17 protein-coding genes and 1 pseudogene are annotated in these 22,543 nt (G+C 72.4%); 9 read left to right on the forward strand and 9 right to left on the reverse strand.

The annotated features are described in order from the left end of the window. Positions 1 to 156: 156 nt before the first annotated feature. From RM788_RS49670 to RM788_RS49680, 3 genes are all read left to right on the forward strand, one after another. Entirely contained in the window at positions 157 to 540 is a 384-nt protein-coding gene (locus RM788_RS49670; protein WP_315928532.1) for a hypothetical protein, read from the forward strand. 211 nt (positions 541 to 751) lie between these two features. Continuing rightward, positions 752 to 1,120 (forward strand): STAS domain-containing protein, encoded by a 369-nt coding sequence (locus RM788_RS49675; protein ID WP_315928534.1) that lies wholly within the window; start codon positions 752 to 754, stop codon positions 1,118 to 1,120. Positions 1,121 to 1,246: 126 nt separating this feature from the next. Then, entirely contained in the window at positions 1,247 to 1,951 is a 705-nt protein-coding gene (locus tag RM788_RS49680; protein WP_315928536.1) for an HNH endonuclease family protein, read from the forward strand. 6 nt (positions 1,952 to 1,957) lie between these two features. Here RM788_RS49680 and rho read toward each other — a convergent pair. After that, positions 1,958 to 3,061, reverse strand: a pseudogene (gene rho, locus RM788_RS49685) (transcription termination factor Rho); the annotation flags it as partial. Between the two features lie 533 nt (positions 3,062 to 3,594). Between rho and RM788_RS49690 the strand changes: the two are divergent. Continuing rightward, positions 3,595 to 4,026, forward strand: coding sequence for a hypothetical protein (locus tag RM788_RS49690; protein ID WP_315928538.1), 432 nt, complete (start codon positions 3,595 to 3,597; stop codon positions 4,024 to 4,026). Between the two features lie 92 nt (positions 4,027 to 4,118). On the opposite strand, the gene RM788_RS49695 is transcribed toward RM788_RS49690, so the two are convergent. Together RM788_RS49695 and RM788_RS49700 are read right to left on the reverse strand one after the other, a co-directional pair. After that, a complete protein-coding gene (locus RM788_RS49695) occupies positions 4,119 to 5,330 on the reverse strand; it encodes an MFS transporter (RefSeq protein ID WP_315928540.1) in 1,212 nt (403 codons plus the stop codon). 38 nt (positions 5,331 to 5,368) lie between these two features. Beyond that, positions 5,369 to 5,938: a TetR/AcrR family transcriptional regulator gene (locus RM788_RS49700; RefSeq protein ID WP_315928542.1), complete on the reverse strand. Its 570-nt coding sequence runs from the start codon at positions 5,936 to 5,938 to the stop codon at positions 5,369 to 5,371. Positions 5,939 to 6,090: 152 nt separating this feature from the next. Here RM788_RS49700 and RM788_RS49705 point away from each other — a divergent pair, with 152 nt between their 5' ends. Both RM788_RS49705 and RM788_RS49710 read left to right on the forward strand, forming a co-directional pair. Next, positions 6,091 to 7,362 (forward strand): GlnX family signal transduction membrane protein, encoded by a 1,272-nt coding sequence (locus tag RM788_RS49705; RefSeq protein ID WP_315928544.1) that lies wholly within the window; start codon positions 6,091 to 6,093, stop codon positions 7,360 to 7,362. Continuing rightward, entirely contained in the window at positions 7,359 to 8,429 is a 1,071-nt protein-coding gene (locus RM788_RS49710) for a transporter substrate-binding domain-containing protein (RefSeq protein WP_315928546.1), read from the forward strand. Before RM788_RS49705 ends, RM788_RS49710 begins: the two co-directional genes overlap by 4 nt. A gap of 6 nt (positions 8,430 to 8,435) precedes the next feature. On the opposite strand, the gene RM788_RS49715 is transcribed toward RM788_RS49710, so the two are convergent. The 6 genes from RM788_RS49715 to asnB all read right to left on the reverse strand — a co-directional run bounded on the left by RM788_RS49715 (position 8,436) and on the right by asnB (position 18,232). Further along, complete coding sequence (locus RM788_RS49715; RefSeq protein WP_315928548.1) at positions 8,436 to 8,798, reverse strand: CU044_2847 family protein; 363 nt, start codon at positions 8,796 to 8,798, stop codon at positions 8,436 to 8,438. Between the two features lie 28 nt (positions 8,799 to 8,826). Beyond that, positions 8,827 to 10,290: a vWA domain-containing protein gene (locus RM788_RS49720; protein ID WP_315928550.1), complete on the reverse strand. Its 1,464-nt coding sequence runs from the start codon at positions 10,288 to 10,290 to the stop codon at positions 8,827 to 8,829. Next, positions 10,287 to 12,509 carry a serine/threonine-protein kinase gene (locus RM788_RS49725; RefSeq protein ID WP_315928552.1) on the reverse strand — a complete coding sequence of 741 codons (2,223 nt, stop codon included), beginning with the start codon at positions 12,507 to 12,509 and terminating at the stop codon, positions 10,287 to 10,289. The genes RM788_RS49720 and RM788_RS49725 overlap by 4 nt, the downstream gene beginning before the upstream one ends. Continuing rightward, positions 12,506 to 14,080, reverse strand: coding sequence for a S1 family peptidase (locus tag RM788_RS49730; protein ID WP_315928554.1), 1,575 nt, complete (start codon positions 14,078 to 14,080; stop codon positions 12,506 to 12,508). Before RM788_RS49730 ends, RM788_RS49725 begins: the two co-directional genes overlap by 4 nt. 236 nt (positions 14,081 to 14,316) lie before the next feature. Further along, the gene (locus RM788_RS49735) at positions 14,317 to 16,140 is read right to left on the reverse strand and encodes a SpoIIE family protein phosphatase (RefSeq protein WP_315928556.1); all 1,824 of its coding nucleotides are present in this window, start codon (positions 16,138 to 16,140) and stop codon (positions 14,317 to 14,319) included. A gap of 157 nt (positions 16,141 to 16,297) precedes the next feature. After that, on the reverse strand, positions 16,298 to 18,232 hold the full coding sequence (asnB, locus tag RM788_RS49740; RefSeq protein WP_315928558.1) for an asparagine synthase (glutamine-hydrolyzing): 1,935 nt from the start codon (positions 18,230 to 18,232) through the stop codon (positions 16,298 to 16,300). Between the two features lie 86 nt (positions 18,233 to 18,318). Here asnB and RM788_RS49745 point away from each other — a divergent pair, with 86 nt between their 5' ends. The 3 genes from RM788_RS49745 to RM788_RS49755 all read left to right on the forward strand — a co-directional run bounded on the left by RM788_RS49745 (position 18,319) and on the right by RM788_RS49755 (position 22,035). Beyond that, on the forward strand, positions 18,319 to 19,131 hold the full coding sequence (locus RM788_RS49745) for a class I SAM-dependent methyltransferase (RefSeq protein WP_315928560.1): 813 nt from the start codon (positions 18,319 to 18,321) through the stop codon (positions 19,129 to 19,131). Between the two features lie 46 nt (positions 19,132 to 19,177). Next, positions 19,178 to 19,807, forward strand: a complete 630-nt coding sequence (locus RM788_RS49750) for a DUF899 family protein (protein ID WP_315928562.1) — start codon at positions 19,178 to 19,180, stop codon at positions 19,805 to 19,807. Positions 19,808 to 19,893: 86 nt separating this feature from the next. Beyond that, on the forward strand, positions 19,894 to 22,035 hold the full coding sequence (locus RM788_RS49755; RefSeq protein ID WP_315928564.1) for a TerD family protein: 2,142 nt from the start codon (positions 19,894 to 19,896) through the stop codon (positions 22,033 to 22,035). Positions 22,036 to 22,543: the final 508 nt, after the last annotated feature.

Below are 22,543 nucleotides of genomic sequence, written 5' to 3' on the forward strand. Positions count from 1 at the left end.
GGGGAGTGGCCACAACTCGGGGCCGGTGTCACCCGGTGGGTGGAGGTCGTGCGGCCGGCGGGGCAACCGGAGGGCGCCCGCGAGCGTGGGGGTGGTGATCGACACCGTCGGTCGACCGAGGGCGGGCCACCGGGGCCCGGCCGGAAGGAGACGAGAATGAGGATCGCCAGGACCGCCATCGCGGTCGGGCTCGCCATGGGGGCGCTGCTCGGCGCCGCCGCGCAGGCGCAGGCGCAGCCCGAGGGCGGCGTGACGGCGAAGAGCTGGTTCTACCGCGTCACGACGTGGCACGACGCGAGCGTCCGGTCCTGCGCCGCGACGACCTGCGCCCTGGACCAGGAGTTCCCGCTGATGGCCGCGGGCAGGACCAACACCGCGTCCTGCTGGCTGCACGGCGAGGCGGTCACGGATCTCGGCTACACGAACGACATCTGGGTGAAGCTGGAACGCGGCGACAACGTCGGCAAGTACGTGAACGCCGTCTACCTCGTGGGCGACGAGTACGGGAACATCCCGGCCGACTCGGTCTGCGCGCCCTGACGGACCGCGGCTCCCGGCCCCCCACGGGCCGGGAGCCGCACCACGCCCGCGGTGGAATAACGGCAAGTCCACTGTGGACGTCCACAGCGCGGCGTTGGTCGGGACGGGTGGAGTTCCCGGTTTCCCCGACGGGGCGGTGACGGGATCGGTAGGCTGGGCAACGGGTTCACCAGTGAGCTCTCCGCAGACCACGTGTCCCAGGAGCACCGCCGTGACCGGACCTCCGATCCCGCTCGCCCCCGTCGGGCACGCGCTGACCATCAGGGTCGTGCGCGGTCGGCGCAGTGCGATCGTCCGCGTCGACGGGGAGTCCGGCATCGACTCCGCCGATCGCCTCGGCCGTGAGCTCCTGGGCCTGTGCGAGCGCTTCCCGTTCGTCGTCGTGGACTGCGAGGGGCTGACGTTCCTCGGGTCCGCCGGGCTCGCGGTCCTGATCAGGGTCGCTGTCGACGCCCGCGAACGCAGGCACGAACTTCGGTTCGTCATCACCAAACCGGCCGTGCTGGCGGTCGTGCGCGTCTCCGGCGCCGACGCGGTGCTGTCGGTGTTCTCCTCGATGAACGAGGCCCTGACCGACTGATCCGCGCATCCGGTCCAGCGACCGCCGCCAAGTGGTCCAACTCCGGGGCGTGACGCGGAATTCGCGGTTGTCCGGCCCCGGAACGGGTATCAGGTGATCGAGTTGTACCCCCACCTGGAGGACCTGATGAATCGGCGTACCACGGCTGTCGTGGCCGCACTGGCCTTCCTGCTCGGCGGTTGCGCCGAACTGGACGACCTCGGCGGTGCCCTGCCATCGGGTTCCGGGACCGGCGCCTCGGTGGCCGTCGACCGGGTTCCCGAGGGGACGCCGGACGCCCCGACCGCGCGCACCCAGTTGACCCAGCTGCCCTCGGGCGGTCTCGGCAAGATGGACGGCTACGAGCGGGACTGCGACAACGGCGCGGGCTGCGTGTTCGGCCGCCCGTGGCAGGACGTGGACGGCGACGGCTGCGACCAGCGCAGCCAGGTGCTCGCCAGGGACATGACCGACGTGGAGCGGAAGAAGGACCGCTGCGGAGTCACGGCCGGGACGTTGCAGGACCCCTACACGGGGGAGACGATCACCAGCACGTCGAAGATCCAGATCGACCACGTCGTCCCCCTGGGGGACATGTGGCGCAGCGGGGCCGCGGCCTGGCCCGCGGAACGCCGCACGGCCGCCGCGAACGACCTGCGCAACCTGCTCGCGGTGCAGGGCAAGGCGAACCAGTCCAAGAGCGACAAGACGCCGGACGAGTGGATGCCGCCGAACGCGGCCTACGCGTGCCAGTACGCGCGGATCTACGTCGGGGTGAAGACGGTCTACGGGATGTCGGTCACCGACCCGGAGCGCGCCGCGCTGGACAAGTCGCTGGCCGCCTGCGGCTGAGCCGGGTCAGCCGCCGAGCTGGGTCAGGAACTCGATGTTCGTGCGGGTCTTGCGCAGCCCGTCGAGCAGGGCCTCGATGGACTGGAGGCCGTCGCGGTTGTCCAGCGCGCGGCGCAGGGTGCGCGTGACGGCGAGTTCCTCCGGTGACAGCAGCAGTTCCTCCTTGCGGGTGCCGGACTGCTCGACGTCGACCGCGGGGAAGATCCTCTTGCCCGCGATCCGGCGGTCCAGCTTGAGCTCGGCGTTGCCGGTCCCCTTGTACTCCTCGAAGATCAGGGTGTCGCCGACCGACCCGGTCTCCACCAGCGCGGTGGCGAAGACGGTCAGCGAACCGCCGTCCTCGATGTTGCGCGCCGCGCCGAGGAAGCGCTTGGGCGGCAGCAGGGATCCGGAGTCCACACCGCCGGACAGGGTGCGGCCGGACGCGGGCGCGGCGAGGTTGTAGGCGCGGCCCAGCCGGGTCAGCGAGTCGAGCAGCACCACGACGTCCTCGCCCGCCTCGACGAGCCGCTTCGCGCGTTCGATCGCCAGTTCGGCGATCGCGACGTGGTCGGCGGGGGACTGGTCGAACGTGGACGCGATCACCTCGCCGGGCGCCGAGCGCCGCATGTCGGTGACCTCCTCCGGCCGTTCGCCGACCAGCACCACCATGAGGTGGCACTCCGGGTTGTTCTTGCCGATCGCGTGCGCGATCGCTTGCAGCACAGAGGTCTTGCCCGCTTTCGGCGGCGCGACGATCAGCGCGCGCTGACCCTTGCCGACCGGCATCACCAGGTCGATCACGCGGGTGGTGAGCGAACCGGGCCCGGTCTCCAGGCGCAGCCGCTCGGTCGGGTGCACGGGCACCAGGTCGTTGAAGGCCTTGCGGGACAACGCGTGCGCGGCTTCGACACCGTTGATCGTGTCGACCCGCGCGAGCTGGGCGGACTTGCGCCGCTTCTCGTCGGAGCGCGGGCGGGCCGCGCCGGTCACGTGGTCGCCGCGGCGCAGGCCGTGCTTCTTGGCGATCTGGGCGGACACGACCGCGTCGGCGGGGCCGGGCAGGTAGCCCGACGTGCGGATGAAGGTGGATTCGCCGCGCACGTCGACGATGCCGCTGACAGGGGTGAGTTCTTCGACCACGACGGTGGCCGGCTTCTCCAGCAGGGTGGTGTTGTTCATGGGAAGTCCTTTCGGGGCAACGATGTCGTTGCGGCCGCTCCGCGGAGCGGCGATGTGTTCAGGTGGGGGAGGCGGGCCGCGGACAAGGGTGGCGCGCCGGGTCCGGTCGGCTCGCGAGCGTCGTGCGACGACGGCGTGCGGCCAAGAGGACTTGGAGAGGATCTTCGCGGGAGGCTGGGCCATCATCCGCTGGGATTGCGGCTCACTGTAGACGTTTCTCGTCCGGTTGGCAACAACGACTTTTCGGGCGGGAACAATTCCATGCCCGTTGGCACATTTTCCAATCTCAGGTGGAATTCCTCGCAGGCGGCCGAAGTTGCGCCGCCGTTCGGCCCTATACCGGTTTCGGGTGGAGTGCCACGGGTACCGCTGGGTTGGCCAAGACCACCGCCGAACGGGGCCATCCGATCGGGAATCCCCATCGCACCATCGGGAATCCCCATCGGGCCTTCGGTGGAAATCCCTTCAGCAGGAGGTACTTCGTGACGTCCGCATCGACCACCGCTCGTTCCGCACTGCTCGGCTCGCTCACCGTCGGCGCCCTGGCGCTGGCCATGAGCGCGCCCGCCGCGGCGGCACCGCAGCAGGCGGACCCGGTGGGCACCCTCGCCGCTCCGTGCGTCGAGAAGGTCACCGTGGTGAACAACGGCGGCTTCACGATCAAGTTCGCCGTCAGCACCCGCGAGGGCTCGCTGACCCCCGGTACCGACGTGTACCCGATCAACCAGTCGCGGACCGTCGACCTGACCGCGACCGACCTCACCGAGGGCGTCGACGTGCGCCCGATCGTCGAGGCCACCGCGGGCGACACCGTGCCGGGCAACACCTTCGTGTCGTACTGCGCCAACGGGCAGACGGCGACCTACACCGCGAGCGGCACCACGCTGGACTACACCGTGACGCTCATCGGGTGACTTGAACAGCCCGTTCGAGCCGGGGCCGGATCCACCACGGGTGGGTCCGGCCCCGGACCCGTTGTCGGACAAGGAGTCCTGTTCGGACGGTCCTACGCGGACTTCGTCCGGTCCACCAGCACGCGGCCGAGGAACACGGTGACGACTCCGGCGAACACGACGCTGAGCAGGCCCACCCGCAGGCCCGCCAGGTCGGCGACCAGGCCGACGATCGGCGGGGACAGCAGGAACCCGACGCGCAGCAGCCAGCTCACGATGGTCAGGCCGACGCCGCTGGGCAGCCCCGGCAGCTCGTCGGCGGTGTGCATGGCGGCGGGCACGAGGGTGGCGACACCCAGGCCCGCCAGGGCGAACCCGGCCAGCGCGGTCCAGACCGAGGGCACCGCCAGCGCCAGGCCCATGCCGACGGCGGCGAAGGCGCCACCCGCGCGGACCACGGTCCGCTGGCCGAACCGGTCCACGGCTCGGTCGCCGGTGAGCCGCCCTGCGGTCATCGCGACCTGGAGGGCGACGAAGGCGAGCCCCGCGGTGGCGGCGCTGGCGCGCAGGTCGCCGCTGAGGTAGATCGCGCCCCAGGAAGCCCCCGCGTCCTCCACCAACGCCCCGCAGGCCGCCAGGATTCCCAACGCCGCCAGCATCTTCACCGCGGGGCCGGTGAGCGCCCGCCGCCCGGCCGGGGTGACCTCCTCGACGACCTCGGTCCGCTCGGCGTCCTCGGGGCCGGGCAGCAGGAACCGGTAGGCGACCAGCGCCACCAGGCTGAACAGCCCGGCGGACACGCCGAGGTGCAGCGCGAGCGGCACGCGCAGACCCGCGGCCGCCGAGCCCATCAGCCCGCCGAGCACCGCGCCGATGCTCCACACGCCGTGGAACGAGTTCACGATGGACCGGCCGTAGAGCCGCTGCACGCGCAGCCCGTGCGCGTTCTGGGCCACGTCGACGACCGCGTCCAGCGCTCCCACCACGAACAGCACCCCGCCCAGCGCGACCCAGTTCGGCGCGAACGGGATGAGCAGCGTGGTCGCGGCGAGCAGCACGATGCCGGGAGCGGCGACCCGAGCCGAGCGGAACCGCCGGATCGCGGTGGCCGCGAACAGCCCGGCGACCAGCGCGCCCAGCGGGAACGCGGCCAGCGCGGCGCCGAGGACGGTGTTGCTGAGCCCGAGGTCCGCCTTGATCTCCGGGTAGCGCGGGACCACGTTGGCGAACAGGGCGCCGTTGGTCAGGAACAGGGCGGCGACCGCGGCCCGCGCGAGGCGCAGGCCGCGGTCGGGCGCGGTACCGGTGGGGGCGGCGGTGGACATGGCGGATCCCGTCGTGGCGTTGGGCTGGGCAGGGTCGGTCAGCGGAGGAAGCGGCGCAGGGCCGCGCGGATCTGCTCGGCCGTCATCGGGTCGGTCGACAGGGCGCTGTGCAGGACCAGGCCTTCGATCAGGGCGTCCAGCTCGCGGGCGGTCGTGGGGTCGAAGTGCCGTTCCAGCGCCTGGCGGCTGCGGCGCATCCACGCCTGCGTGACGGCCCGCAGCGCGGGGGTGCGGGCGGCCGCCACGTACAGCTCGACGCTGAGCACGATGTCCGGGCCCGCGCCGAGCAGGTCGGCCGACACGTGCCGCACCACGGACTCGATCGCCGCGTCGCGGTCGGGCGCCTCGCGCATCCGCTCCTCGAAGACGCGGGCGATCGAGTCGGCGTGCCGGGTGAACGCCTCGGCCAGCAGCTCGTCCAGCGACGCGAAGTGGTAGGTCGTCGAGCCGAGCGGCACGTCGGCCACCCGTGCGACCTCGCGGTGCGACACCCCGGCCACGCCCTTCTCGGCGATCACCGCCAAGGCGGCCTCGATCACCCGGTCGCGCCGGTCCGGATCGTGCCGACGCGCACGTCGGGGCGCCGGGACCGGGGTGGTGGAGGCCATGCGTACAACCGTACACATCGTTGCGCACGGCTGTGCACATCATGTGTCGCGGGAGACAATGGCCGTAACGCGGACGGATCGGCCGACGACAGCACGTTACCGGCGTCGTGGACCGGGCGGCCTGCGGCGGGGGAACTCTGGGGGGAGCACGGGTGTCGGTGCGGGGGGAGTTGGCCGCTTACCTGCGGCGGACCGAGGGCAGGCTGGCGCTGGTCGCGGCGGCCACGGCCGTCGCGGCGCTGCTGGTGGGCGTGGTCGGCGTGTGGACGGTGCACGACCGCCAAGCGCTGCTGGACGAGGCCGTCGACCGCAGGGTCGCCCTGACCGCGGCCGCCCTCGACGTCTACCGCGACCTCGCGGACGCCGACGCGTACTCGCTCAACGCGGTGCTGGTCGGCCCGCGGCAGGCCCCGGAGTTGCAGCAGCGGTTCCGGCAGGACATCTTCGACGCGGTCGACGCGCTGCGCGTGGCCTCGGCTCGGGATCCCGAAGGCACGTCGTCGGCCGGGGTCGAGGAGCTGACCGACCTGCTGCCCGAGTACTCCAGGCTGGTCGAGACCGGGTGGGCCAACAGCAGGCTCGTCCAGCCGGTGGGCACCTCGTACCTGTCGCAGGCCTCGTCCCTGGTCCAGGGCAGGATCCTGGTGATCGCCGAGGAGCTGCGGCGGAAGCAGACCGACGCGCTCGAAGCGGCGCAGGTCGACGCCGGGGCGCCGGCGTGGTTCGCGTACGCGGTGGGCGCGCTCGCACTCGTGGTGCTGCTGCTGGCGCACCGGTTCGTGGCCCGGCGCACCCGGCGGCGGTTCAACGCGGGTCTGGTCGCGTCGGCCGCCCTGGTCCTGTTCGCGATGGTCTGGCTCGCCACCGCGTCGGTGTTCACCGCGGGCCACGCCGACGACAGCGTCCGTGAACTGGACGAGCTGGTGGCCCCGCTGGCGCAGGCCCGCAACGCAGGCAGGCTGGCCGACGGCGACGAGGCCCGCCACCTGATCTTCCCCAGGGCGGGCGACATCGAGAGGCTCCGGGGCAGGCTGGACGAGGCCGAGGGGAAGATCGCCGAAGCCGCCGGGCACGCCCCGGCGGGGGAGGAGCGCGACCGGATCGGCATGGCCGCGAAAGCGTTGAAGTCGTGGCGCGAGCACGACAGGTCGTTGCTGGAGAACCCGGAATCGCCGCCGACCTACCAGGAGACCACCACCTTGATCACCTTCCCCCCGACCGGCCAGACGACGACCTACGCGCAGCAGCTCGACGAACACCTCAGCGCGGCCATCCGCCTGCACACCCAGCACTCCGTGGCCTCGACGGTGTCCGCGAAGGGGGCGTTGGCCGGGCTCGACGGCGTGCTCGTCGTCCTGCTGGCGGCCGCCGCCGCGTCGGCCGCGGCCGGGCTGTGGCCCCGCATCGCGGAGTACTACCGGTGAGCGCCGCGACCAGGAGGCTCACCGCCGCCCTGTCCGCGCTGGTCTGCCTCGCCGCGTGCTCGGTGCCGACCCCGGATCCCCGCGAGACCAGGGAGCAGCCGGTGGTCCTGCCCGACGGCTTCGTGTCCGAACCCGTGCACCCGTCGCAGTCCGCCTCCTGCGTCAGCAATTCCGACGCGGGGCTCAGCCTCAACCCCGCCGCACTGCCGCACGCGGCCGACGGCACCCCGCTCGGGCCGAAGCTGGACGAGATCAGGGCAGCCGGGCGGCTGGTGGTCGGCGTCAGCCAGACCACCCCGCTGATCAGCAAGCGCGACCTGGCGACCGGCAAGATGGAGGGCTTGGAGGTCGACGTCGCCAACGGGATCGCCAAGGAGCTCTTCGGCGACGACTACCCGGCGAAGCTGTCGCTGGTCACCGTGCCGACCGACCGGCGGCTGTACACCCTGGACACCGCCGAGAACCGGGCGGCGCGGGCGGCCGCGGAGAAGTACCGCGAGATCCCGGAGGTCGACATGGTGATCGCCGACGTCAGCGTCACCTGCGCCCGCGTCGACCTCCACGGGCTGAAGTACTCGGCACCCTACTTCGCCACCGACACCGGCCTGATGGTCCGCCGCGGCGACGAGGGGATCCGGAGCCTCGACGACCTGGCCGAGCGGAAGGTGTGCGCGGGCACCGGGACGACGAACATCGACGAGATCCTCAAGATCCGCGACCGGCAGCGGACCGACCGGCGCGCCGAGGTGATCCCGGTGTCCACTTCGGACACCAGCGACTGCCTGATGCTGCTGCAACGCGGTCTGGTCGACGCGATCTTCACCGATGTGATGATCCTGGAGGGCTTCCGCACCCAGGATCCCGGCACGATCGTGCTGGGCTACCGCGCCGAACAGCCGGACCGCGTGGGCGTCGCCATGGCCAAGCAGGACGAGGACCTCATCCGGTTCGTCAACGGGGCGCTGGAGGGCATGCGCGCGGACGGGAGCATGGAGCGCTCGCGCGACAAGTGGTACCCCGACTCCGCCACCCGCCCCAAGCTGCTCCCGGCCACCTACCTGGACTGACCCCGCTCACTCCTCGACGACGTCCTCCTCCACGGGGACGTCGTCGCGGCGCCACTTGAGCTTGACCTCGAACTGGCCCTGCACCCCGGTACGGGCGATGACCGCGCCCACCTCGGCGTCGAGCTTGATGCCGAACTTCAGCTCGACCTCGTCGGGCGCGCGGGTCATCGAGGTGAACTGGGCCAGTGCCTCGGCGGCGGCGTCGCGGACCTGGGCGACCGCGTTCTCGAAGGTGACCCGCGCTTCCTCGAGCACCCGGCCCGAGCGGCTGGCCCTGGCGATGCCCGCGGCCTCGTCGACCTCCACCAGCACCGAGCCGCCGCCCGCGAGTGCGAACCTGGTGAGTTCCAGGCTGATCCGTTCGGTCATGGCGTGCTCCTCGAAGTGGGGAAGGGGTTCATCGCGCGTCCATCCGTTGACCGCACCCGCCGCAGAACAGCGAGCCCGACGGCCAGGACCGTTGGCATTCCGGGCAGATCACGTCCGGCGCGGCGGGCGTCGAGGCGGAGGGGGAGCGCACCGGCGGGTGCGGCGGGGGGTTGTCCGGGCTCATGCTGGACACGACCGACCCCACCGCGGCCGACAGCAGGTCGCCCGCGAGCGGCTTCTCCTTGACGCGCACGACACCCCGTGACGGGTCGCCGACGACGTCGACCAGCCGCAGCAGCCGGACGAGGACCTTGTCGTTGCCCAGCCTGGTCGCCAGCGCCACGGCCTTGCCCCACTCCGCGGCGGCCGTGGCGACGTCGCCCGCGTCGTGGGCGTCGCAACCGTCGCGCACGGCTTCGCCCAGCTCGATCTGGCCGGTGTAGTGCGCCACCTTCGGGTCCAGCACGCTGGAGAGCTTCAGGTCCTCGGTCCAGTGCGCGAACACGACCTGCGGGTCGCACGCCCTCTCGAACTCCGTCGCCCCCGGCCTGCGCAGCTCCAGGTCCACCCGGCCGACCCGGATGTCGCGCTCCGGTTCCGCGCCCGAGGAGTCCACGGTGAGCCGCAGGTGGTACTCCCGGCTCTCCACGCCCCACGAGCCGGTGGTGAACGCCGTGGTCCGCGGCTGGATCTCCTCCCCGGCCAGGTCGGCCTCGGTGGGGAAGGTCTGGCGCACGAAGTCGAGCCGGGACGACGAGGTCGTCCTCACCACCACCCGCACCTCGGGCACGAGCTTGTCCATGGCGGACCTGGTCATCGCGGCGAAGTCGGCCACCAGGTCCGCCGGCTTGCGCACCGCGTCGGCCGTCCCGTGCAGCGCCTCGGCGATGCGCAGCAGCTGGCGGGGCCGCCAGTCCTCCCCGATGCCGCGGGCGTCGCAGGTGAACACCGGCGCGCACCGGGCCAGCTCGTTGTCGAGTTCCCAATCGGACTCGCCGTTCTGGCCGTCGGTCAGCATGATCACGTGCCGCACGGCGGTCGGGTGTTCGGCCAGCAGCCGCCGGGCCAGCCCCAGCCACGCGCCCATGGCCGTCCCGCCGTTGGCGGTCAGCCTGTTCACCGCCTGCTTCGCGGCCTTCCGGCTCGCCTGGTCCGCGGCGACCAGCACGGGCTTGGCGGGGTGGACCATCCGTGCGGCGAGGGTGCCCTCCACCACGGCGAACAGCGCGCCGTCGCGCAGGGCGTCGATCGCCGCCCGCGTCGCCCGCTGCGCGGCGGCGATCTTCGTCGGCGGGTAGGCCATCGAGCCCGAGCAGTCGATGGCGATCACCTGCGCCACCTCGGGCGCGGCGGAGGCCTCGACCGCCCCGCTCACCGAGACGGTGAGGACGGCGTGCATCTCGTCGTCCTCGGTGGACAGGTAGCGGTTCTGGCTCACGGCAAGGCTGAAACCGGGCAGGTTCTCCACGTCGTCGCCTCCACTGCGGCTCATCGGAACGTCACCGGGCGGAACCGGTTGGCCAGGTCGACCAGGTCGGAGCGGTAGGCGCGGGTGTCGGCCTGCCTGGCCAGCGCGCGGTAGGAGCGTTCGAGGCGCAACCGCAGATCGGCCTCGTCCGCGCCGCCGCCGTCGGCCAGCCGCACGCCCAGCGCGGCCTCCTGCACGACGGCCTCCAGCCGGGTGCGCGACTCGCCGGTCGACGCCCCGCCGTCGAGGTACAGCTCCGCGAGCCCGCGCTCGGCGGCCCGCAGGTCGTCCGCCGACGGCCGATCGCCGCCGTCGAGGATCCCGCTCAGCACCCGCACGGTCGCGATCCGCGCCGCGTCGTGGTGCCGCGACTCCGCGGGCGTCTCCTCCAGCAGCGCCACGGCTCCCGCCCGGTCGCCGCGCGCGAGCCGGACGCGGGCGAGGCCGAAGGCGGCGCTGACCACCGTCCGGTCCCGCCGCCAGACCGCGTCGTAGAGCGCCTCCGCGCGGGTGTGGTCGCCGTCGTGCTCGGCGCAGAACGCCAGCGCCAGCTTCGGCGCCTCCTCACCGGGCAGCACGGCGTACACGTCGTCGAAGGCCGCCTTCGCCGCCGCCAGGTTCTCCGCCGCCAGCGCCAGCAGGCCGTCGTGCCAGCGCAGCCGCCAGTCGGCGCCGTCCTCGACGAGGTCGCGCGCCCGCGCCAGGCTCTCGGCCGCGGTGGTCCGGTCGGCCAGCACCAGGGCGACGCGGCACCGGGCGAGCGACACCTCCACCGTCTGCGGGTCGGCCTTCTCCAGCTTGTCCAGCAGCCGGTGCGCGTCGTCCGCGGCCGCCGCGGTGAGGAAGTCGGCCGCCTTGTCCTCCGGCGACACCACGGGGACCGGCAGGCCGACCGCGACCGCACCCGGCGCGGGACGGCCGTCGTCGAGGTCCACGTCGGTCAGCGGCACGCCGGTCACGCGGTCGATCCACCGCCGCAGCGGCGGCACCGCGCCGAGCCCGGCGTCCAGCAGGGTCGCGGTGTGGGTGAACAGCGTCGACCGGTCCGGGCGGGCCCGGCCGTCGCGCAGCGACGCGATCTCGCGCAGCACCCCGCGCAGCTGCTCGGCCATGTCCGCGGCCGACGGGAACCGCCGCGCCGGGTCCGCGTGCTTGGCCCGTGCGCAGACCCGTCGGAACGACTCGATCCCCACCTCCACCCGGCGCTGCCCCGCCGGGTCGTGCTGCCCGGTCCGGTCGGACGTCGCCAGGTACAGCCGGTGCAGGGTCTCGCCGAGGGTGTGCAGGTCCGAGTCCACGGTCAGACCACGCCGTTCCACCTCCTCCGTGGAGACCTGGAAGCCGTGGGTGATGACGGTCTTGCTCGTCCGGTCGCCGATCCGGCGCACCGCGCCGAGGTCGATCAGCTTGATCCGGTTGCCGCGCTCGCCGTACCGGCCGGAACGGATGATCACGTTCTCCGGCTTGAGGTCGCAGTAGAGCAGTTCGCGCTCGTGCAGGTACTCGAACGCCGACAGCAGCTGGAGGCCGCAGGTGATCACGTGCTCGGTCCGCAGCGGCTCGCCCAGCGGCAGCAGGCCGTGCCGCGACTGCTCGGCCACCTCGCTGAGCACCAGGCCGTCGACGTACTCCATCACGATGTAGGCGCGCGGCACGCCGGTGCGCGCGTCGGGGTGCATGACGAAGTTGAAGATCCGCACGATGTTCGGGTGGTCGATCGTCGTCAGCGCCTGGCGCTCGGCGGTGGCCAGGTCGGCGTCGCCGACGTCGATCAACCCCTTGAGCACCACGGGGTTGTCGTCGAGCCGGGTGTCCAGGGCGAGGTAGATCCAGCCGAGGCCGCCGCGGGCGATGCAGCCCACGACCCGGTACTGGTCGCCGACGACGTCGTCGGGTTCCAGGCTGGGCAGGAACGAGAACGCCGTGCCGCAGACCAGGCAGAACCCCGATCCCAGCGACGGCAGCGCGACCAGGTTCGAGCACTCCGGGTTGGCGCAGCGGCGCACCCGGTCGGGCACCCTCGGGTCCTGGAGGATGCGGCTGGACGGGTCGGGGAAGTCGAACACGGGCAGGGACAGCGGGTCGCCGACGCGGGACCGCCTGCCGCTCGCGGTCGACACCGCCCCGGTCGTCGTGGACGACGCCACGCCCACCGCCGCGGCCGCCGGCGCGTGCCCGCAGTAGTCGCAGAACCCCGTCTCGTCGACCGTTCCCGTGCAATCCGGTCTCGCGCACGCCGTCATCGGCGTTCTCCCTTCGCCAGCGCGTCGCGCACGGCGTCCTGGTAGGCGCGCAGCGCGGCGTGCGCGGCGGCCTGGTCCACGTCCTCGGCGGTCAGCAGTCCGTGCGCCCTGCGGTACGCCGCCGCCAGGCCGATGTCCTCCACCAGACCGGCGTCGAACGCCTTCGCCTTCCACGCCTCCAGCAGCCCCCGGTCCGCCGACACGGCGTCGGAACGCCGGGCCGTCCGCTCGACGCCGCGCTCGGCGCGGGCGACGGCGCGTTCGAACACGGCCAACCGGTTCGCGACCAGCGCGGAGTGCGCGGCCGCGGCTTTGCGCAGCGCGGTCAGCCGCAGCCGCAGCACCGTCGAATGGGTGTCCGACGCGCCGAGCGTGCGCGGCCCTTCCCGCCGGGCGACCGCGGAGATCCGGGCGGCGAGCTCGTCCAGCCTGGCCGTGATCGTGTCGTGGGCCAGGGACTTGGCCGCGGCCAGACCCGCCGACCCCTCCTGGCGGAACCCGAGCACCAGCCTGGCCCCGCTGTCCACCAGCGGTTTGAGCACGCCGTCGACCAGCGCCTCCGGCTCGTCCGCCTCGTCGACGCCGTCCAGGACGATCGTCATCGGCGGCGTGCCCTCCCGGACCCGCTCGCCGGGCGCGCTCGACCTGCCCACCGCCGACCCGGTCCGGTTCACGATGCGCCGCGACACCTCGTCGACGGTCCGCCCGGCCACGTCCAGCGCCATGTCGACGCCCCGCCCCCCGGACTCGGCCGCGGTCCTGCGGGTCGACTCGGCGACGGCCCGCCGCACCACGTCGAGGTCCGGCCCGACCAGGATCAGCACGGCAGGCGCGGCGTCCCGGCCGAGCAGCCAGTCGAGCAGTTCCCCCATCTGCCCGTTGCCGTCGCCGTGCCCCGGTGGAGGGGTGAAGATCCGGTCGATCCCGCTGTCGCCGACCGCCCACTCGGACACGAACGGCAGGTGCGCGGTGATCGCGTCGACCGGCAGCATCCACGACAGTCCCGCGGTGTCGTCGGTGTACTCGCTGATCACGATGCCGAGCACCTCACCGGTGGCGTCGTCGGCGACACCAGAGCCGCTGAACCCGGCGCGCACGCGCTGCTCGCCCTCGGACCGCCGGTTCATCTGCCACCACTCGACACCCGCGCGGCCCGCCAGCGTCATCCTGGCCCAGACCCCGATCTCCAGCCCGCGGCCCTGCGGGTAGCCCAGCGCGTGCACCGGCCGGTCCCACGTCGGCAGCGCCCGGCGCAGGGTCGCGCCTATCCCCACCGGCTGCGGGGTGGCCAGCCTCAGCACGGCCACGTCGCCCCGCTCGTCGTCCGCGGGCGGCACGCACAACCCCTCGACGACGTCGGCGTCGGTGCTCGGCACGCCGTCCACCCCCACGAGGTCGACCGCCAGCTCGTCCGCGGCCAGGGCGACGTGCGCGCAGGTGAGCACGTGGTGGGGGTCGAGCAGCACGCCGGCGCCGAGCACCGGCCCGTGCGGCGCCCTCGCCCGCACCCGGACCCGCCACGGTTCGTCGCCGTGGGCGAACCAACCGGACCGGCCTCGACCAACGATCATCCAAGGGACGATATGGGAACCACCGGGGTGACGATCATCATTCGCCGACCCGCCGCCCGTTCGGACTAGCCCGACCATTCGCGCGCGCGGCGGTCCCGCACTTGTGGGAAGCGCCCGTTCGGCTGATGAGCTGGGCCGACAGCCCGGCGGCATTCGCCTGTCCGGATTTACGGATTGGCCGGAAGGGGAATCCGCGGCAATGGGGAAACGGCGCCGCGGAATAGCGGGAACGGCGGTCAGACGCCGATGGCGAGCACCACGACGTCGTCGTCCGCCTGGCCCTCGGCGTTCAACCGCGCGATGACGCTGTCGACCACGTCCCGCGGCTGCTTGCCCGCCAGATCGCCCAGCTGGACGCACAGCGCCGCGATGGAGTCGTCGTAGTCGACGCCGCGGCGCTCCACGAGGCCGTCGGTGTGCAGCACCACCGTGCTGCCCGGTTCGAGGACCACGTGGTGGTCGGTGCGCGGCCCGGTGCGGAACTCGGGGAAGCCGAAGAGCATCCCGTGCCCGCCGAGCAGCGAGACCGAGCCGTCCGGCGCGACCAGGATCGGCTCGGGGTGCCCGGCGTTGGTGTAGGCCAAGTCCCAGCGGCCGGAACCGTCGTCGTGCGGGGTGAGGTGCAGGTGCACCAGGGTGCCGTGCGCGGGCACCGGGATGCCCGCGAGCGCGGCCTCCAGCGAGTCCACGGCCCCGCCCGGTCCGGTGCCCGGACCGCACCACGCCGCCTGGCGCAGCATGCTGCGGACCTGCCCCATCAGGGTGGACGCGTGCACGTCGTGGCCGGTGATGTCGCCGACCGTCACGGCCAGCGCGCTGTCGGCGGGCAGCGGGATCGCGTCGTACCAGTCGCCGCCGACGGCCTCGTCGATCGCCGAGGGCAGGTAGTGCGCCGCCATCCGCAGGCCGGGGACCTCGGGCAGCTCGGTGAGCATCGCCTCCTGGAGTTCGCGGGCGACGCCCGCGCGGTGTTCGAGCAGGCGGATGCGCTCCAGCGCCTGAGCCGTGTACGCGGCGATCGTGGTGATCACCTCGCGCTCGCCCGCCTCCAGCTCGTGGCCCGCGCCCCAGCCGAAGAGCAGCACGCCCAGGATCTCCCGCATGCCGACCAGGGGAGCGCACACCACGGCGTGCAGCCCCATCCGGCGGTAGAGGTCGACCGTCCACGGCGTGAAGTCCTCGGCGATCGACTCCGGATCGGGGTACCAGACCAGGCGGCGCTCGCGGACCGCCTTCGCCGTGGCCAGCGGGGCGTCGAGGGTGTAGCGCTGCACGCCGTCCTCGCCGTCCACCGGCCACCGCGCGTCGACGACGCGGCGCATCCCGCCGTCCTTCTCCACCACGACGAGGCCGACGTAGGTCGGGGCGTCCTCACCGGACACCAGATCGCTGACCTGGTGCCGGACCTGTTCGAGGGTGCGGGTGCTGGCCAGCGCCTGCGCGGCGGTGAGCAGGATCCGGGTGCGCTCGTGGGACAGCTCCAGCCGCGCCGACAGCTCGCGGACGCGGGCCCGCTCCCTGGTGTGGTGGCGGGTCGCGAGCCGCAGCCGCAGCTCCGTCGTGCACATCGCCGCCAGGTCGGCCAGCGTGGCCAGCTCGTCCTCGGTCCACTGCCGGGGCACGGTGTCGATCGCGCACAGCGACCCGAGCACCCGCCCGTCGCTCGCGGTCAGCGGCATGCCCGCGTAGGCGACCACGCCCAGCTCGGAGATGGCGAGGTTGCCCCGCACCCGCTCCGACTCCCGCGCGTCGTCGAGCACCAGCGACTCGCCGCTGGTCACCACGTGCTGGCAGAAGGAGTGCGACAACGGGGTCTGCCGCTCGGACGCCCACGGCTCGGGCAGTCCCAACATGCCGGGGAACACCTGCCGGTCGGACTCGACCAGCGACACCAGGGCCACCGGGACGCGCAGCTGAACCCGGACCATGGCGACGAACCGCTCCATCACCGGGTCCGACGCCATGCCGAGCCCGGTCTCCCGCAACGCCCGCAGCCGCGCCGGGTCGCACAGGACCGACGACGCCGTGTCGACCGCCGGACGAGCGGACTGCTCGGACACTCTCATCCCCTGCTCGCCGGCGTCGGTGGGTCCGGCGCGGACACCCACGATAGTGCGCCCCGACCGCCCGCGCGTGACGGTCGGGACACGGCTGTCACGGCGCCGGCATCCCCCGCGAGAGGCATGGGCGGGGGTCGTCCCCACCCACGCCGACGGGTCAGAGCTTGACCGGGTAGACCGGTGCCGGGACGTCGACCTTGACGCGGTTCTCGATGAAGATGCCGTGCCAGAGCATGAACACCAGCACCGCCCACAGCTGGCGGCTGCGGTCCATCGGGCCCGCCCGGTGCTCCTCCAGCAGCGCGTACACCGCGCTCTTGCTGAGCAGCTCCTCGGTCCGCGAGTCGGCGATGATCCCGCGCGCCCAGTCGTACATCTCGTCCTTGAGCCAGTGCCGGATGGGCACCGGGAACCCGAGCTTCGGCCGGTTCAGCACGTGCGGCGGGATGATCTTGGCCAGGGCCCGGCGCAGCGCGTACTTCGTGGTGCCCTCGGTGAGCTTCTGGTCGGTCGGGATGTCGGCCGCGACCTTGAACACCTCGGCGTCCAGGAACGGCACCCGCAGCTCCAGCGAGTTCGCCATGGTCACCTTGTCCGCCTTGGCGAGGATGTCGCCGCGCAGCCAGGTGAACAGGTCGACGTGCTGCATCCGGGCCACCGGGTCCCAGTCGCGCGAGATCTCGTACCAGGGCGCGGTCACGTCCTTGAAGCCGACGTGCTCCTCGTAGTCCCGCAGCACCGCGCGCAGCTGGTCGTTGCTGAAGTTGCGGGCGTTGCCGTAGTAGCGGTCCTCCAGCCGCAGCGCGCCGCGCCGCAGCAGGTCCTTGCCGCGGGTGCCCTCGGGGATCTTCGTGGACACCCTGCCCATGAACTTGCGGACGCCGCCGGGGACCTTCTCGAACGGCGCCAGCGAGATCGGCTCGTGGTAGATCGTGTACCCGCCGAACAGCTCGTCCGCGCCCTCGCCGGACAGCACGGCCTTGACGTACTTGCGGGCCTCCCGCGCGATGAACCACAGCGGCACCAGCGCCGGGTCGGCCACCGGGTCGTCGAGGTACCAGATGATCAGCGGCAGCGCGTCCATCATCTCCTGCGGCGACACGACCCTGACCACGTGCCGCACCCCGATCGCCGCCGCCGTCTCGGCGGCGACGTCCACCTCGGAGTAGCCCTCGCGCTCGAACCCGGAGGTGAACGCGATCAGGTTCGGGTTGTGCTGCTTGGCCAGCGTCGCCGTCGCGGTGGAGTCGATGCCACCGGACAGGAACGCGCCGACCGTGACGTCCGGGTCGGAGATCATGTGCTTGGCCACCGAGTCGCGCATGACGTCGGCGATGCGCTCGTACAGGGCCTCGGCCTGCGCCGGGCTGTTGACCGGGGTGGTGGTGAACACCGGGTTGAAGTACCGGGTGAACTCGACCTTGCCGCCGGGCCGCACGAAGAACGACGTGCCGGACTCCACGCGGCGGATCCCGGCGTGCATCGACTCCGGCTCCGGCACGTACTGGAGCACCATGTAGTGCTGCAACGCCTTGCGGTCCAGCTCCTCGCGCACGCCCAGCGTGCGGGCCAGCTCCAGCAGGCTCTTCTTCTCGCTGGAGAAGGCCACCCCGCCGAGCCCGGCCGAGTAGTACAGCGGCTTGATCCCGAACGGGTCGCGCGCGCCGAACACGACCTTCTCCTGCGCGTCCCAGATCATGAACGCGAACATCCCGCGCAGCTTCTCCACCGCGGCGGGCCCGTAGTGGTGGTAGGCGGCCACGATCGCCTCGCCGTCACCCTCGGTGCGGAAGCTCGTGCCGAACACGCGGGCCAGCTCGAGGCGCAGCTCGCGGTAGTTGTAGATCTCGCCGTTGAAGTTCATCGTGTAGCGCGTCGGCGCCTCCGGAGGCCCCCACACCAGCGGCTGGTGCGAGTGCTCCAGGTCGATGAAGGCGAGCCGGTTGAAGCCGTACACAACTTCCGCGTCGGCCCACGTGTCCGACTCGTCCGGCCCGCGGTGCCGCTGGCAGCGCAACGCCACCGCGACGGCGTCCCGCGCGGCTACCGCGTCGGCTTCGGTAGCGCAGATCAGTCCAAGCAGGCCGCACACGTGTAGTTCACACCTCAGGATTTGGGAAGGGGTTTCGCCCGACAGCCAACCACGTCGCGGTCATGACCGGAGTCTAGGGTCGACGGGTGACCGACAGCGGCGCCGAGGACTTCCTGCGCGCCTTCCACGACCGCAGGCCCGGCGAGCAGTCGACGCACGTCGGGATGAGCCGGACCACCGGCGGCCGGACCAGCTACCAGGAGTTCGCCGACCGGGTGCCCGGTGCCCGTCGGGTGCTGGACCTGGGCTGCGCCGACGGCGCGCTGCTGGAGGTGCTGGCCGGTCGCGGAGCCGAGGTGCTCGCGGGGATCGACCTGTCGGCGGCCGAGCTGGAACTGGCCCGCGTGCGTCCCGCGCTGGCCGCCGCGGACCTGCGGCTGGGCCGGGCCCAGGAGCTGCCGTTCGCGGACTCCTCGTTCGACGCGGTGGTCTCCCACATGGCTTTCATGCTGATGACCGACGTGGAACGGGTGGTCGCGGAGACCGCGCGGGTGCTGGCGCCCGGAGGCGCGTTCGCCGTGGCCGTGGGCGGCGGCGCGGTGCCGGGGGAGGCGATGGAGCTGTTCCTGGCGCTGTCCCTGCCCCTCTTCAAGGCCGCGGGCACCATGCCGCGGCTGGGCGATCGCCGGACCCGGACCCGCGAAGGCCTGGACGGGCTGCTGGGGGCGGCGGGGTTCGCGCCGGTGTCGTGGGAGCCGGTCGTGATCGACATGGGCGGGACGGCCGAGCACGTGTGGGGCCGCATGACCGGGTCGTTCTACGACATGGAGGTGCTGACCGGCGACCAGGTGGCCGGGTTGCGCGCCCTGTTCCTGGCGGAGGCCCCCGGCCTGGCGATCGACGGGCGGGTGCCGTGCGGTGTGAAGATCGTGTACGCCACCACCCGACTGGTGCTCTGACCTGCGCCGACCAGTTTTTGTCGTACCCCTGCGCGACACTCGGCGCATGGGAAAACCGGAGGTCGTGTCCGCGCGGGAGTGGCAGCGGGCGCGCGATGAGCTGCTCGTGGCCGAGAAGGAGGTCACGCGGGCGCAGGACGCGGTGGCCGCGCTGCGGCGGCGGTTGCCGATGGTCGAGTTCGACGCCGGCTACGAGTTCGACGCGCCTGGGGGCAGGAAGACGCTGCTCGACCTGTTCGAGGGCCGGGACCAGCTGGTCGTCTACCAGTTCATGGACATCGGGCCCGACGACTTCTGCGGCGGCTGCACCTGGCTGACCGACAGCGTGCCGGTGACCGGACTGCCCGCGTTGGCCGATCTCGGGGTGACGTGGGTGACGGTGTCGAACATGCCGCCGGCGCAGATCGAGGCGTACAAGGAGCGGAAGGGCTGGACGCTGCCGTTCGTGTCGTCGCGCGGCTCGTCGTTCGCGGACGACTGCGGTGCCGGCGGCGGGTTCATGCTCAGCGTGTTCCTGCGCGACGGCGACCGCGTCCACCGGACGTACAACACGACCCAGCGCGGCGTGGACCGGCTGGTGTTCGTCAACAGCGTCCTCGACCTCACGCCGTTCGGGCGGCAGCAGGACTGGGAGGACTCGCCTCCCGGCTGGCCGCAGCACCCGACCTACGGCTGAGGTTCCGGGGCTGAATGCCGCTATTCGCTCGTCGGGAGCACCGGCGGGATGGGAGGCTTGATCCACATTCGACGACAGGACCAGCCGTGCTCGACCACGTGATCATCCGCAAGACGCTGCGCGTTCCCCGCGCCGAGGCCCCCGCGGGCGACGGCGCCCCGGTCGCGCGCCAGATGGACGCCGTGCTCCTCGGCGTCGGCTTCAAGGCCACCCGCGAACTGCTGGAGCACGTGTCCGGCCTGGAACCGGGCGCGGCGGTGGACCTCGCCGTGCGGGTGATCGGCGCCGTGCGCGGGCTGGTGGGCGACAACGTGCGGCACAACGCGTACTTCGTGGACTTCCCGGAGGGCGTCCCGGACACCCTGGAGTTCTGGGTGGACTGCCTGCGCGGGCTGGTGGGCGGGCACACCGGCGCGCCGCCCGCCGTCGTGAACCTGCTCGACCTGCCGTCCTACGGCCGCTACCAGCACACCTACGCCGACCTGCTGGCCGCGCACGCCGAGCTGATCGCGTCGGCGAAGGACCGCGTCACCGTCCTGCACCTGGGTGGCACCCTGGCCGACGAGACGAGCGCGCTCTACCTGCGGCTGGCGGGGAGCCCCACGCCGTTGGGGGAGTCCGACCTCGAACTGCTGGCCGACCTCGCGCACCGCTGCCTGGACGGCGCGCAGCCCGCGGCCGTCCCGGTGCGGGAGAACCGCGCGGTCGTCAACGCCGCGCGCCTGGCCGAGGGCCGCGAACTGGTCGCGGTGGACACCGTGACCGACGTGCTGCGCCTGGCCTGCCACCTCAGCGGCGGCGACGCCACCCTGGCCACGCCCACCCGCTTCCGCAGCTTCGCCCGCCGCGAGCGCCGGGTCCTGCTCGGCGCGCTGGACGGCGTCGTCGACGGCGCCGCCGCCAAGCTCGGCGACGTCTCCCGGCACGCCCGCGCGTGGAAGCGGCTCGGTGAAGGCCTCCACCCGCACGAGTACCCGAAGTTCCCGCACGCCGCCGAGGTGTTCGCCGTCGCCCGCGGCGAGCGGACCGCGCATTCGCTGGCAGGCCGAGCCGAAGAGGCCTTCCACGCCGGCGACGTGGTCCGCGCCGCCGAAATCCTCACCGCCGCGCCCGGCATGTTGGTGCGCTCACTGGACCGCCTGCTGCGCCGAGCCGCCGATCCGTCCGAAGTGGACGCCGTACTGGCCGCGCTGGCCTCCGTCGTGGGCTCGGTCTCCGGCCGGGTCCTGTGCTCCGTGCGCGAACACCTCGACAACCGCTCGACCGGCGCCCCCGCCCGCGTCTTCACCACCCGAGGCCGCCGCGCGTGGGTCACCACCGACACCCGCGACCCGCTCCCGCCCGACGTCATCGAGCGCACGGCCGCATTCATCGACGCCGAACTCACCACCAGACTCCCCACCTACGACCACCTGGTCGTCGACCCGGCCGTCCTCGACATCGCACTGCCCCTGTCGGGCAAGGCCTCCGAAGACGGCTTCGCCGTGCTCCCACGCGGCTCCCGCTCCCGGCTCGACCCGGACGCGGGGGAGGTGCTGCGCTTCTTCACCTACTGGCGCGAAACCGCGAGCCGCACCGACTTCGACCTCTCCGCCCTCATGCTCGACGACAACTTCGACTACGCGGGCCACGTCGCCTGGACCAACCTCGGCCACGACGGCGCCGTCCACTCCGGCGACATCACCGAGTCCGCCGACGGCGCGACCGAGTTCATCGACATCCCACTCGCCACCATCGACGCCCACTGCCTCATCCCGCAGGTCAACATCTACGCGGGTGAGAGCTTCGACGACGTCGCGGAATCCATGTTCGGCTGGATGACCCGCACCCCCGCCCAAGCAGGCGCCCCCTTCGAACCCCGCACCGTACGAACCCGCTCCGACCTGCGCGGCACCGGCCGCGTAGCCCTGCCCATCGCGTTCACCCGCGCCACCGACGGCACCTGGTCGGCGACTTGGCTGCACCTCTACCTACCGGGCAACCCCGCCTTCAACCAGGTGGAGGGCAACCTCACCAGCACCGGCCTGCTGGCGAAGGCGATCCTCGACCGCCGCTACCTCACCGTCTCCCACCTCATCACCCTGCTGCGCACCAAAACCCCCACCATCACCACCTGGACCCCAGACCTGGAACTCACCCAACCGGTCACCTTCCTGGGCCTCCACCACCCCGACGACCTACCACCCGGCTCAACCACCCTCACCCCGACCCAACTGATCCCGGAATAGAGCCGCGCCCCGCCACCCAGCAGCCCCGCCCAACCACGCACCGACCGAGCAGAACCGCCCAACCAACCACCCACCCGTTGAGCAGCCCTGTGCGACCACGACCCCACCGAGCTGACCTGCCGTTCGACCACCCACCGAGCAGCGCTCGTCCGCTGTGCGGCCGGCTTGACCTGGGGTTTTTGGGCCTGTAATTGGTCGGCGGGCAATCATCACCATCTGCCCTTCAGCCCGACCAGGCCCAAAAAAGGGGCCCCAAGTCAAGCCGGCCGCACCCGGAGACCTCGGAGTGCGACACCGCCGACCCAGCACGACAGCCAACATCACCCGGCAACCCAGCACGACACCCAACCCCACCCCACAGCCAACACCCCACCCCGCTATCCTCACCAAGCGAGGCAATGCGGGAGCTTCCTTCTCTCCTTCCTGGGCACCTAGCTCCCACCCTCTCCTCGCACCCACCTCGACCGGTGAATCCCGTCGACCAAACGGGTCAACTCTCCCCGACCGA

This window comes from Umezawaea sp. Da 62-37 (assembly GCF_032460545.1).
Lineage (GTDB): Bacteria > Actinomycetota > Actinomycetes > Mycobacteriales > Pseudonocardiaceae > Umezawaea.